Origin of the sequence: Exiguobacterium sp. 8H, assembly GCF_902506255.1 — a bacterium.
In the GTDB taxonomy this organism is placed as follows: domain Bacteria; phylum Bacillota; class Bacilli; order Exiguobacteriales; family Exiguobacteriaceae; genus Exiguobacterium; species Exiguobacterium profundum.
The window spans coordinates 956,793-969,547 of record NZ_LR733429.1 but is presented as its reverse complement, the minus strand read 5'-3'; the positions used below and the strand labels follow the sequence as shown (position 1 = coordinate 969,547).

Genomic DNA, 12,755 nt, shown 5'->3' with positions numbered 1-12,755 from the left:
GGAGGAACAAGGATGGAACAAATGACTGTAAACTCATATGAAGAGCTTGGTTTAACAAAACAAGATTTATTGGCGATGTACGAAACGATGGTTCGTGCACGTAAAATTGATGAACGGATGTGGAAGTTGAACCGCGCCGGGAAAATCCCATTCGTCGTCTCATGTCAAGGACAAGAAGCGGCGCAAGTTGGTGCGGCGTTCGCCCTCGAGAAAGGGATTGATTATGTCCTACCTTACTATCGTGATGTGGCGGTCGTCCTTCACTTCGGTCAAACATCAAGAGATTTAATGTTATCGGCATTCGCGAAAGCGGAAGATCCAAACTCAGGTGGTCGTCAGATGCCTGGTCACTTCGGCTCGAAAGAGCATCGTATCGTAACGGGTTCGTCTCCGGTCACGACACAAGTCCCCCATGCAGTCGGAATTGCACTTGCGGCGAAGATGAAAAAGGAAGAGCTCGTTACATTCGTCTCGTTCGGGGAAGGGTCCTCTAACCAAGGAGATTTTCATGAAGGCGCAAACTTTGCAGGTGTCCATAAGTTGCCGGTCATCTTGTTCTGTGAGAACAACAAATATGCAATCTCGGTTCCACTTACAAAACAGTTGGCATGCGAGCGCGTGTCAGATCGAGCGAAAGGATATGGCATGCCAGGTGTGACAGTCGACGGGACAGACCCGATTGCTGTCTATGCGGTCGTGAAGGAAGCGCGTGAACGTGCACTTCGCGGAGAAGGACCGACGCTAATCGAAGCAGAAGTTGAACGTCTCGTGCCACACTCATCAGATGATGATGACAAAGCATACCGTTCAGCAGAAGAATTGGCAGGGTTAAAAGAGCGGGATGGCATTCAATTGTTCCGTCAACGACTTGTGAACGACGGAATCGCAACGGCGGATACACTTGCTGAAATCGATGCACAAATCGATGCTGAAGTGAATGAAGCGACGACATATGCGGACAAAGCACCGTATGCATCGCCTGAATCTGCACTGGATTACGTCTATGAGGAGGAAAAATGATGAAAACGTTTATCGAAGCGATCAATGAAGCGATTCATGAGGAAATGGAGCGCGACGAAAACGTCTTCGTCGTCGGGGAAGACGTCGGCGTTCGTGGTGGTGTATTCCGTGCCACACAAGGGTTGATTGAAAAATATGGAGAGGATCGTGTCATCGACGCACCGCTCGCTGAGAGTGCGATTGCCGGAGTCGGAGTCGGGGCTGCCATGTACGGCATGCGACCGATCGCAGAAATGCAATTCGCAGACTTTATCATGCCAGCAGTGAACCAAATCGTTTCAGAAGCGGCAAAAATTCGATACCGTTCAAACAACGATTGGACATGTCCGATGGTCATCCGTGCTCCTTTCGGTGGGGGTATTCACGGGGCTCTCTATCACTCGCAATCAGTCGAGGCGATGTTCAGTTCGACGCCAGGTCTTAAAGTCGTCATTCCATCTGACCCTGTCGATGCGAAGGGATTGTTGAAAGCAGCAATCCGTTCGAACGACCCTGTTCTTTTCTTTGAACATAAGCGTGCCTATCGTCTTTTGAAGGCGGAATTGCCGACGGACGAATACACGGTTGAAATCGGTAAGGCCGCTGTCAAACGGGAAGGTGACGATATCACGATCATCACGTACGGTCTTTGCGTGCATATGGCACAAGAGGCTGCGAAAACGCTCGAAGAAGAAGGAATCAGCACGCACATCCTTGATCTTCGTACCGTCTACCCGCTCGACCAAGAAGCGATCATCGAATCGGTCAAGAAGACTGGTAAAGTGCTACTCGTGACGGAGGACAACAAAGAAGGAAGCATCATCGGAGAAGTGGCGGCGATTATCGCGGAGAAGGCGCTCTTCGAACTCGATGCGCCGATTGAGCGTTTGGCTGGCCCCGATGTGCCGGCAATGCCGTATGCACCACCGATGGAAAAATTCTTTATCGTATCCCCAGAAAAAATTGCCGAGCGGGCGCGTCAGCTCGCGGCGTTTTAAGGAGGCATCTCCATGGAACAAACGATTACTATGCCCCAACTTGGGGAGAGTGTGACAGAAGGAACAATCACGACCTATCTCGTCAAACCGGGAGACCGTGTGGAAGAATATGAACCACTCGCGGAAGTCATGACGGACAAAGTGACGGCAGAGATTCCTGCGACTAGCGCAGGAGTCGTCAAAGAGTTTCTCATTCCAGAAGGGGAGACCGTCAGCGTCGGGACACCGGTATTGACGATGGAAGTCGAGAGCGCGGAGGAAGCTGCAGTTGAGACGAAGACAGAACCGATTGCAGAAACGGCACCTGCAGAATCCGTCTCTAAGCAAGCTGTCGCCACTGCACCGAAAAAACAAAGTGGAAACGGTCGATACTCTCCTGCCGTCATCCGACTCGCCAATGAGAACGATATCGATTTGAATGAACTGAGCGGAAGCGGTCTAGGCGGTCGGATCACGCGGAAAGATATTCTTCGTTACTTATCAGAAGGACGTCCGGCATCGACTTCTGAGAAAGCGACACAAGCGCCTGTCCAAGAGACGATGGTACAGACGAAGTTGGACGTTCCGACTGAGGCACCACGTCCTGTCGTTGAACCGTCACAACCGGTCGCATCATCATCGACTTCATCTGGCCGTTATGAATCGATTCCGACAGCCGGGGTACGTCAAGCGATTGCGAACAATATGGTCCGCTCGAAACACGAGGCTCCACACGCATGGCTCATGATTGAAGTGGATGTGACGAACCTCGTCGAAGCCCGTGCAAAGTTGAAAGATGAGTTCATGAAACGGGAAGGCGTCAAATTGACGTTCATGCCATTCTTCATGAAGGCAGCCATCGAAGCATTGAAGAAGTATCCGATGATGAATTCGGAGTGGGCAGGAGATCACATCAAAGTTCACCAAGACATCCATCTCTCGGTAGCCGTCGCGGCAAACGACGCCCTATACGTTCCGGTCATTCGCCAAGCGGATGAGAAGAATATTAAAGGACTAGCCGTTTCCCTTCAAGACGTGGCAACGCGAGCGCGTGAGAACCGCTTGAAGGCTGAAGAGATGCGTGGTGGGACATTCACCATCAACAACACGGGTGCGTTTGGTTCGATTCAATCGGCACCAATCTTGAATTACCCACAAGCGGCAATCCTATCGGTCGAGTCGATTGTGAAGCGTCCGGTCTGGATGAACGGGATGTTCGCGGCACGCGATATGGTCAACCTTTGTATGTCTGTCGACCATCGTGTCCTTGACGGTCTCGTCGCAGGTCAGTTCTTACAAGCGATCAAGCACTCACTCGAGTCGATTGACCCGAACACATATACCGTATATTGATTAAAAAATGGAGGCGCCCCAGTAGGGTGCCTCCATTTCTTATGAGTTATAGCCAAGGAATACCGTGAAGACGAAGCTTACGGCTGAGATCAGTAAGAGAAGGAACGAGAAAGACATGCCCATTGTGACGAGTCCTTTGGAGAGTCGTGGTTTGGATTTATATAGTGCGAACGCAAACATGAGACTGAATAGGCCGAGCGTCGTGAATAGTGTGAGTGGAATTGCTCGGTCGTAAAGAAATTGAAGTAGATCCAATGTAGAATCATCCTTTCTAATCATGCACCTTCGAATCGTCGTTGATGGACACGGTACGTCAATCTGCTGACTACGACGAACACGAGAAGGAACATCCAGTATATAAAAATATAGTTTAATGAAAATGCAGAAACCCCATCATGTCTGACCGAAGAAATCCAAAGCAAAAGGAGTGAGGTAGGGAAATGAATCAATAGTACAAGATAGGGCATGAACTTCATGAATGATAAGGCGTTTGTCGACGGATTGCGCATGAGACACATGGCAATCAAACCAATCAGCACCTCGAGTCCACCAAGCGTGAAATAGGCGAGTGACTCAGAAAGACTGGTCTCTAGAATCGGTAAGGCAAGCGTTGCAAGACCAAGACTCCCGATCATTATTAAAGCGAACAAGATATAGTCACCTCCAGAAAAGGGTTTATTCCATATGTTCATTGTAAAAAAAATGGATGCTTAAATTCAATACCTCAGAAAAACACGCCATTCATAGAAATGGCGTGTTGGTGATTTCCTTAAATCGATTGTTCAATCATCGATTCGATGTCGCGACGAACTTCAGCTACTGATAAACGTGCGGCGTCATAGCGTACACGATGAGTCGACTCGTCCGTTCCCGTCAAGTCAGCAAAGAGACTTCCGAGGTCGTGGACACTGCGGTCGACTTGAATGAGCAATTCGATGGCATCCTCGTCTTGTAGAATCACAACTTCTACCTCGTCTAACTGGCGACCGAATCGCGAACCGTTCGCTGAATACTCGAGTTCTTGGGCAATCGGAAGACGTCCCGAACGATGACGTGCCGGGAGCATCTCCGTGTCGGCTTTCTTCAAACGGAATCCGAGCTCGTCCATCGCATCTAATATGACTTGTTGAACTGCATTCGGTTGTACGGTGATCGCATCTTCATCTTTTGGATCGACGGCTTGGGCGATATCAAGGCCCGTTTCAATCCATGATTTCGATTGGCTCACAGAGAGTGGCGTATTGAACGGGACGTTGACTGTGAACGGAATTTCTTTCACTTCTCCGGGACCAATCATAAACGGTGCTTCATTCAATAAGATTTTTTCAATCGTGAACGTCGAGTATGTCGACTTATCGTTCACCTCATGTTTATACAACGTATTGAAGAAGAGATAGATACTGTCGACGGATTGTTCGACCGAACCGCCTTCTATATGGACGACTCCAGTGAGTTCTCCACCGGGTGAACAGTGGCTCTCATTCAAGCGTGTGTCGACTTTTGCGGCACCGATTCCGATTGATGATAAAATCTTTTTAAACATATGTGTATCCTCCTTTGACGTAACGTCGTCTTCGTGTAATAGTATGTACGGACAGGTGAAACGATATGTTTCAAAATTTCTAAAAAAGGATTGAATCCATTGGAATATAAAGCGTTACAAGAGCGTCTCGCAGACGTCTTACAATCAAATCATCTCGTGTCGGCGACCATCAGTCAACCCCGTCAAAAATCTAGCGATCTCAGACGGGTCAAATTGAAACCGGTCATGCTACGAAATGCGTATCATATCCAGTTCGAGTATCAGTATGAGCGGGTGATGAACCATAAAAACTTGACACCAGATGAGGCTGTCACGGAAGTGAATGAGCTTCTCGAAACGTTCCGACAAGGACAGTTTCAGTTAAAAGATTCCGACCTCCAGTTCCAATTATCGAAAAAGTTCAAAGTGACATTGAAAGAAAAGCAGACGGCTCAAAAAGAAGTTCAACTGAGCCACAATCGGGAAAAACAGTACGTGCTTCCACTCGACGAGCCAGTTCCGTTTCTCATTCGACTCGGCATTCAGTCAACGGACGGAAAAGTGAAGCGTCAAAAGTATGACAAGTTCAAACAGATCAATCGTTTCCTCGAGTTCATTGAGGATTCACTGAAATACTTGCCGGCAGACCGTACCGTTCGAATCTTGGATTTCGGGTCAGGGAAGTCGTATTTGACGTTCGCGCTCTATCATTTCCTTCATGAGATGAAAGGATATGACGTCCATATCACAGGGCTCGATTTGAAGAAAGAGGTCATTGAAGAGTGTGCATCGATTGCGAAAGACTTAGGATATGAACGGCTCGAATTTTTAGTCGGAGACATTAATGAATATGAAGGGGAAACAGCTGTTGATATGGTCGTGACCCTTCATGCATGTGATGTGGCGACAGACATGGCGTTGGCACGTGCCGTCCGCTGGGGCGCGAAAGTCATCTTGAGCGTTCCGTGTTGTCAAAAGGAATTGAATCGTCAAATTCAAGCGTCGAATTTAGACGTGATGCTCCAACATGGCTTGATCAAAGAACGGTTCGCCTCACTCGCGACCGATTCCATTCGGGCTGAACTGCTTGGACTTGTCGGGTATGATGTCCAGCTGCTCGAATTCATCGACCTCGAGCATACGCCGAAAAATATCATGATTCGTGCCTACTTGACGAACCGTCAGGCGAGCGCAGAGACGAAGGCACGTTACCTTGCTTTCAAACAGATGTTAGGGGCAGACCCGTTCTTAGAACGTGAATTGAGCGATAGACTTGTCCTCGAGGTAGAACAAGACGTAAAATAAGGGAGTACAGACGAAATGTCGAAAGGGGAAACAACATGGATTTTCAATTATATTTTCAAGATGTAGTCGAACAAGCGCGTAACGAAGTACGTGCTGCAGGATACACAGAGCTCACGACACCGGAAGAAGTAGACGGAGCACTGAAAAAAGAAGGGAAGACACTCGTCCTCGTCAACTCGGTTTGTGGGTGTGCAGGCGGGATTGCTCGTCCAGCTGCCGCATACGTCAACAAGATGGAAGGTGTGAAGCCTGACCATTTCGTGACCGTGTTTGCTGGTCAAGACCGTGAAGCGACAGATCGTGCACGTGAGTATTTTGAAGGATATGCACCGTCTTCACCGTCAATCGCACTTCTTGAGGATGGCAACATCGTGACGATGGTAGAGCGTAGTGAAATCGAGTCATCGACTGCTGAAGAGCTCGTCGACCAATTGCAAACATTGTTCGACATCTACTTCGCATAATCAAGCATCGGCGCAAAGGCACTGCCTTTGCGCTTTTGTGAAAAGGGGCAGGGTATATGGAACCAGTCATCAAAATCATGACGGAGGCAGAATATATGATTGCCCTGTCACGCGGTGAGATCAATGAACCGTCACTTCAATCTGAAGGGACGATTAAATGTTGTACGCCGCAACAGATTGGAAAGGTCGTCAAAAAGTCGTATTCGGGTGAAGCGGTCGTTCTCGTATCGTTACACGTCAACCGACTTGGTCAACTGCTACATTATGAGTTGGATGAGGATGGAGAACGTTATCCACATGTGTATAGTGCCATTCCGATGACTTCGGTCAAACAGGTGCAACCGTATGGGTCACGCGACAATGGAACGGTCACATATTTCGCTTTCGAGCGAATGTGACCTTCTTTTTTTGTATAATTTGCATGAATATACTTTACAAGTAATAATTATGTGTATATAGTGGTTGAAGACACAAGTCGGACAACTGATGTGTCATAGAACAGTTGAGCTACGTTCACACATATGTCATAATTTTGTTAAAGTTCTGATAATTATCATTCAACTATGAAAGGGAGATGAAGATGAAAAAAGGTTTTCTAGCATTATGTTTAGCAGGACTGGCCGCGTTCTCAGTCGCGTGTGGGGCAGACGTGAACGAAGGAGGATCGACATCGACCGATGGTGAGGATGACAAAGTCATCGTCATGGGTACAAGTGCCGATTACTTCCCATATGAGTTCGTCGATACAGCGAATGGCGACGAGATTGTCGGATTTGATATCGATATCGCCAAAAAAGTGGCAGAGAACATGGGATATGAATTGAAAATTGAAGATATGGATTTCGGAAGCTTACTTGGAGCCCTCAATGCAGGTCGAGTCGACTTCGTCATGGCGGGGATGACTCCGACAGAAGAGCGTAAAGAAAATGCCGATTTCTCAGATATTTATTTCACAGCGGTGAACTTGATCTTGTCAAAAGATGATTCGCTTCAATCACTTGAAGACTTGAAGGGGAAAAAGATCGGAGTCCAGCTCGGTTCGATTCAAGAAGGGATTGCACAAGATCAAATCACAGATGCTGAGATCGTCTCGTTGAATAAGATTCCTGAGATCATTCAAGAAATCAAGACAGGACGTATTGACGCGATGGTCATCGAAGATACGGTAGCGAAAAAATACCTCGAGCAAGATAGTGAATTGACGACATTTGAAATTGTGGACGAAGAAGAAGCAGGTTCTGCTGCTGCCTTCCGTAAAGATGATGAACTCCGCGATCAATTCAACGAAGAGTTGAAGAAGATGATCGACAGTGGAGAAATCGAAGAGTTAGCACAGAAATGGTTTGAAGAAGAGGCTGCGCCAGCCGAATAATGAATCGTACGAGGCTGACTGAAGATGAATCGGTCAGCCCTTTTTTAGGAGGAACTCACTATGGATTTTAGCCGGATTTATGATTCGATCCCTTATATACTTGAGGGGATTCCAGTCATGTTCCAAGTGGTGATCGTCTCGGCATTGATTGGGATCTCACTTGGGATTGTTGTCGCTACATTAAAAATTGTCCCGAATCGTCTGATTAACTTTATCGGACATGCTTATACGGCGGTGTTCCGTGGGACACCACTCATTTTGCAACTCGCCATCATCCACTTCGGATTGCCGCAACTGACGGGATATATCACGACACCGTACCAGTCAGCGGTCATCGCCTTCTCGCTCAACTCGGGGGCGTATATTTCAGAGATTATTCGAGCGGGTATCCAAGCAGTAGATAAAGGACAGTGGGAGGCTTCGGATGCTCTTGGTGTCCCGTATGTCAAACAGTTACGTTCCATCATCTTGCCACAGGCGTTCAAGAACATCTTGCCTGCTCTTGTGAACGAGATGATCACATTAACGAAAGAGTCTGCCCTCGTCTCGACGGTCGGGGTGCTCGATATCATGCGTCGTGCGCAAATCGTCGGTGGGCAGAAGGCAATCTACTTCGAACCGCTTCTATTCGCCGGTGTGATATACTTTACGATAGTGATGATCTTGACGTATCTTGGACAACGTCTAGAAAAACGGTTAAGAAAGAGTGATGGAAGATGATCGAAGTAAAAGACCTACACAAACAATTTGGTGACTTAGAAGTGTTAAAAGGAATCACGACGACGATCGAGCGTGGTGAAGTGGTTGCTGTCATCGGACCGTCCGGGTCTGGTAAATCGACATTTCTACGCTGCTTGAACATGCTTGAGATTCCAACGAGCGGGACGGTCAGTGTCGACGGATTCGAGCTCACGAAAAAAGGGGCGAACGTCGCGAAGGCGCGTCAAAACATCGGGATGGTATTCCAACAGTTCAACTTGTTCCCTCATATGAGCGTATTGGACAATTTGACGTATGCACCAATCAACGTCTTAAAAGTTAGCAAGGCGGAAGCGCTGGAACGTGCGAAGAAATTACTCGAACGTGTCGGCCTTTCTGAAAAAATCGATGCCTATCCGAGCCAACTCTCGGGTGGACAAAAACAGCGTGTCGCCATCGCGCGTGCCTTGGCGATGGAACCGAACGTCATGTTGTTTGATGAACCGACATCGGCACTTGACCCTGAGATGGTCAATGAAGTACTCGACGTTATGAAAGGGTTGGCTGAGACTGGGATGACGATGGTCGTCGTCACACACGAAATGGGCTTCGCCCGTGAAGTGGCAGACCGCGTCCTCTTCCTGGATGAAGGGATTCTCATGGAAGAAGGAAAACCGGCTGACCTGTTGTTGAATCCGCAAACAGACCGGGCGAAACGTTTCTTGGAGAAAGTGTTGTAATCTGAACTTACGAAGGAAGGATGAATACACGTGAAAATCACCTATTATGGACATGCGACTGTAGGATTTGAGATTGATGGCGTAAACGTGTTGATCGATCCATTTTTGACGAGTAACCCTCATACGGAAATAGACCCTTCTACACTACGTCCGGACTATTTGTTGCTCACACATGCTCATTTCGATCATATCGAGGATGTCGAATTGATTGCGAAATCGTCGGGTGCGACGATTGTGGCGACACATGAACTCGCAACGTATTACGAGAAAAAAGGCTTCTCTGTTCACGGGATGAACATCGGGGGAGGTCATGCTTTTCCGTTCGGACGCGTCACGATGACGCAAGCGTTCCATAGTTCGAGCTTTGACATGGGGGATACACCGGTCTATATGGGGATGCCTGCCGGATTCATCATCGAGACGAACGAACTGACGCTCTACCACGCTGGAGACACGAGTCTATTCTCCGATATGAAGATGTACGGTGAACGGTTTGAAATCGATGTCGCGTTCCTTCCAATCGGAGACAACTTCACGATGGGGCCAACAGACGCTTTAGATGCGGCGCAGTGGCTTCAAGCGAAACGTGTCGTTCCGATCCACTTTGATACGTTCCCGCCGATTAAACAAGATGCTCAGGCGTTTTGTGACCAATTGCACCGTCGAGGTCTCTTGATTGAACCGAATACGACGATCGAGATTTAAGCATGGACGTGATTCAAGCGACGCGAGAGTTCATCGGAACGATTCATGCAGATGACGCGTCGGGTCATGACGTCGCCCACATTACGCGTGTCGTCCGACTAGTGGAACGTTTAATGGAGGATGAACCGGTCAATCGGACGGTTCTCCTCCTCTCGGCATATTTACACGACGTGGAAGATCATAAGCTCGGTCGTCCGAACGGTCTCGTCAAACAGCATCTGTCCTCAATTGACATCACTGAAGAGCAAGTGGACTTGGTGATGGCGGTGATTGATGAGGTCTCCTTCTCAAAAGGCAAGACCCCGACGACCCGGGAAAGCGAAATCTTGCAAGACGCCGACCGTCTTGATGCGATGGGGGCCATCGGGATTGCGCGAACGTTCCAGTTCGCGGGTTCTCGCAAAACTCCGCTCGATTTGTCGGAAGAGAGTGCCATTCAACATTTTCATGACAAGCTGTTGAAGCTGGCGTCGATGATGCATACCGCAAAAGCAAAACAACTAGCGATGTCACGTCATGCTTTCATGCAGCAGTTCCTAGAACAGTTTCATGAAGAATGGGATGGGGTGGACATATAAAAGGACGACCGAGTATATTCGGTCGTCCTTTTGATTAGAATGGATGCTTGTTCAACCAATGACCACCGTCAAGAGAGATGCAATCCCCGTTTAAATAGCGCATCTCGTCTGATGCCATCCAGTAAGCGAGGTCCGCGATCTCTTCCGGTGTCCCAAAACGTCCAAGTGGGACGTTACGGCGAATACGCTCTACTTCTTTTACGTGGGAGACGAGCTTTTCAGCGCCGCCTGTCCGTTCAATCGGTCCAGGACTGATGGCATTGACCCGCGCGCCGAATTGATAGCCCCATTCAACCGCGAGTGTTCGCGTCAAGTTCAAGACCCCTGCTTTCGCTGCCGCACTCGGTGCGACACCAGGTCCTGCCTGCCACGCATAGGAAGCGACCATGTTGATGATGGAGCCGCCACGGATTTCATCTGCTTCCCAATGTTTCCCGAGAACATGGGTGCAGTTGAATGTCCCGTTCAAGACGATGTCGATGACACTTGCCCAACCATTAGGAGATAAATCAAGAGTCGGACACACAAAATTTCCGGCAGCATTGTTGACGAGTGCGTGTACAGGTCCATAAGCGGATACGATGTCAGCCAGTGCTTTCGCGCATCCTTCATAGTCACGAACGTCATGTTGCACACTCATCGCCTGACCTGCATCGATTGAATTCAAATCGTTCATCGCTTCTAGTAGTCGTTCCTCGTTTCGACCGCTGATAGCGACGTTCCATCCTTCCTGTTTAAATTTTAATGCCATCGCTTTCCCCATGCCGGACGATCCCCCGGTAATCCAAATCGTTTTCATCTTAATTCCCCCTCAAAAATGAATGGTCGTTCATTTATACTATTCGTCTTGTGATGTGAAAATCCTTCAATAAGATGTTGATTCATATTGAATCATTCCTTTGTCCTGAAACGTATACAGACGTCAAGCAGCCCGACTCGTATGAGCCGGGCTGCTTTTCATTGAATTTTTTTCAAGTACTTCAAACCGAGTTCACGGTCAATCGTGTACATTGTACCAGCAACTTTCTCGCCCCAGTATGGATCGGATGCATAGAAGATATTGATGCCTTCCTGCTTGTTCCCGGGATAATCGCCACGAGCGTACGGCCCTGTGACATATTTAGTCGCAAACAATTCAGCAGCAGCTTGTACGCTGGCGTCAATTGTTTTAAAGGATGTCGCATTCCCGCTCGGGTCGTCATCTGTCGCACGGAACCCAAATAGGTTCCGCTTGTCTCGAGCGATATCGGACGTTCCAAATCGGGACTCATGCCCGGCAACCGCCAGCAGGAATAAGGCATTGATGTTATACGTATCTTCTGCCCGTTTAAAGGACTTGCCTTCCCCAGCGAGTGGTGAATCGATGGATTTTAAATATTGATCAAACTCGTCAGCCGAATATGGGGACGACGTGCGAATCGATGCAAATTGATAAGGAGAATCGAAGACGTCTTGGACACGTTCTGTGTAAAAACGGTCATCCGAGTTTTTTTCTGTCGGACCTACAAGGAACGTTCCGGCGAGATTGGCGTTCGCTTCCACCGTATGGTAGACGTCACCTTCTCGAATCTCGTAAAATCCACGTCTCTTCACAACTGCTTCAGGAAATAACGCCATTTGATCCGGTTTGACATACACATCCGCCCCGGAGATACGTACTTTAAGATGATCGTCTCCGCGTTCAATTAGTTGAAGTCTCGTGCCACCAGCGACATAGGATTGTCGTGTTTTAAATGATGCATCTTTATATAAGTTTGTGATAGCATCACTCGGAGTGACGACGACTCCGGTACCTGTAAAATCGAGTACTTCTCCAGAGGGGGAGAACAATGTCCGGTTCTTACCGGCCGTCATGTATCGTTTTGCTTCTGCGAGAGATTCGAACGACCTCGTGACACGGTCGCCATTCGTCACCGTTTCGACGGTAAAGGTGTCTTCACGGGAAAATTGAATCCATAAAAAGGCTGCGATGGCGAGACTAAGTGTCGCAATCATCGGCCAAACCTTAAGTCTTTTCTTTCGTTTCAATCAAATCACTTCC

At 48.3% G+C, this 12,755-nt stretch carries 16 protein-coding genes; 11 read left to right on the top strand and 5 right to left on the bottom strand.

Annotated elements, in window-relative coordinates; all coding sequences use genetic code 11:
• Positions 1-12: 12 nt before the first annotated feature.
• Genes GVY43_RS04965 through GVY43_RS04955 form a run of 3 tightly spaced genes read left to right on the top strand, consistent with a single transcriptional unit; the run spans position 13 to position 3,329 of the window.
• Positions 13-1,020, top strand: coding sequence for a thiamine pyrophosphate-dependent dehydrogenase E1 component subunit alpha (locus tag GVY43_RS04965; protein ID WP_370148335.1), 1,008 nt, complete (start codon positions 13-15; stop codon positions 1,018-1,020).
• Positions 1,020-1,997, top strand: coding sequence for an alpha-ketoacid dehydrogenase subunit beta (locus GVY43_RS04960; protein WP_078147095.1), 978 nt, complete (start codon positions 1,020-1,022; stop codon positions 1,995-1,997). Before GVY43_RS04965 ends, GVY43_RS04960 begins: the two co-directional genes overlap by 1 nt.
• 12 nt (positions 1,998-2,009) lie before the next feature.
• Positions 2,010-3,329 carry a dihydrolipoamide acetyltransferase family protein gene (locus tag GVY43_RS04955; protein WP_159562452.1) on the top strand — a complete coding sequence of 440 codons (1,320 nt, stop codon included), beginning with the start codon at positions 2,010-2,012 and terminating at the stop codon, positions 3,327-3,329.
• A gap of 39 nt (positions 3,330-3,368) precedes the next feature.
• Here the strand turns inward: GVY43_RS04955 and GVY43_RS04950 are convergent, their stop codons facing one another.
• The 3 genes from GVY43_RS04950 to GVY43_RS04940 form a co-directional block, all read right to left on the bottom strand.
• The gene (locus tag GVY43_RS04950) at positions 3,369-3,584 is read right to left on the bottom strand and encodes a hypothetical protein (protein ID WP_074036727.1); all 216 of its coding nucleotides are present in this window, start codon (positions 3,582-3,584) and stop codon (positions 3,369-3,371) included.
• Between the two features lie 20 nt (positions 3,585-3,604).
• Positions 3,605-3,979, bottom strand: a complete 375-nt coding sequence (locus tag GVY43_RS04945; protein ID WP_159562451.1) for a hypothetical protein — start codon at positions 3,977-3,979, stop codon at positions 3,605-3,607.
• Positions 3,980-4,098: 119 nt separating this feature from the next.
• Complete coding sequence (locus tag GVY43_RS04940; protein WP_159562450.1) at positions 4,099-4,872, bottom strand: sporulation protein; 774 nt, start codon at positions 4,870-4,872, stop codon at positions 4,099-4,101.
• 99 nt (positions 4,873-4,971) lie between these two features.
• Between GVY43_RS04940 and GVY43_RS04935 the strand changes: the two genes are divergently transcribed.
• From GVY43_RS04935 to GVY43_RS04900, 8 genes are all read left to right on the top strand, one after another.
• Positions 4,972-6,156 carry an SAM-dependent methyltransferase gene (locus GVY43_RS04935; protein ID WP_159562449.1) on the top strand — a complete coding sequence of 395 codons (1,185 nt, stop codon included), beginning with the start codon at positions 4,972-4,974 and terminating at the stop codon, positions 6,154-6,156.
• A gap of 35 nt (positions 6,157-6,191) precedes the next feature.
• The gene (locus GVY43_RS04930) at positions 6,192-6,620 is read left to right on the top strand and encodes a BrxA/BrxB family bacilliredoxin (protein ID WP_012726551.1); all 429 of its coding nucleotides are present in this window, start codon (positions 6,192-6,194) and stop codon (positions 6,618-6,620) included.
• A gap of 56 nt (positions 6,621-6,676) precedes the next feature.
• Entirely contained in the window at positions 6,677-7,018 is a 342-nt protein-coding gene (locus GVY43_RS04925) for a DUF952 domain-containing protein (protein WP_074036735.1), read from the top strand.
• A gap of 182 nt (positions 7,019-7,200) precedes the next feature.
• Positions 7,201-7,992, top strand: coding sequence for a transporter substrate-binding domain-containing protein (locus tag GVY43_RS04920; RefSeq protein WP_012726549.1), 792 nt, complete (start codon positions 7,201-7,203; stop codon positions 7,990-7,992).
• Positions 7,993-8,052: 60 nt separating this feature from the next.
• Positions 8,053-8,712, top strand: coding sequence for an amino acid ABC transporter permease (locus GVY43_RS04915; RefSeq protein WP_012726548.1), 660 nt, complete (start codon positions 8,053-8,055; stop codon positions 8,710-8,712).
• Positions 8,709-9,431 carry an amino acid ABC transporter ATP-binding protein gene (locus tag GVY43_RS04910; protein ID WP_031423364.1) on the top strand — a complete coding sequence of 241 codons (723 nt, stop codon included), beginning with the start codon at positions 8,709-8,711 and terminating at the stop codon, positions 9,429-9,431. The genes GVY43_RS04915 and GVY43_RS04910 overlap by 4 nt, the downstream gene beginning before the upstream one ends.
• Before the next feature lie 30 nt (positions 9,432-9,461).
• Positions 9,462-10,136, top strand: a complete 675-nt coding sequence (locus tag GVY43_RS04905; protein ID WP_074036740.1) for a metal-dependent hydrolase — start codon at positions 9,462-9,464, stop codon at positions 10,134-10,136.
• 2 nt (positions 10,137-10,138) lie between these two features.
• Complete coding sequence (locus tag GVY43_RS04900; RefSeq protein ID WP_159562448.1) at positions 10,139-10,714, top strand: HD domain-containing protein; 576 nt, start codon at positions 10,139-10,141, stop codon at positions 10,712-10,714.
• Between the two features lie 34 nt (positions 10,715-10,748).
• Here the strand turns inward: GVY43_RS04900 and fadH are convergent, their stop codons facing one another.
• The gene (gene fadH, locus GVY43_RS04895) at positions 10,749-11,513 is read right to left on the bottom strand and encodes a 2,4-dienoyl-CoA reductase (RefSeq protein WP_031423370.1); all 765 of its coding nucleotides are present in this window, start codon (positions 11,511-11,513) and stop codon (positions 10,749-10,751) included.
• 158 nt (positions 11,514-11,671) lie between these two features.
• Positions 11,672-12,742 (bottom strand): N-acetylglucosaminidase, encoded by a 1,071-nt coding sequence (locus GVY43_RS04890; protein ID WP_236548926.1) that lies wholly within the window; start codon positions 12,740-12,742, stop codon positions 11,672-11,674.
• Positions 12,743-12,755 lie beyond the last annotated feature (13 nt).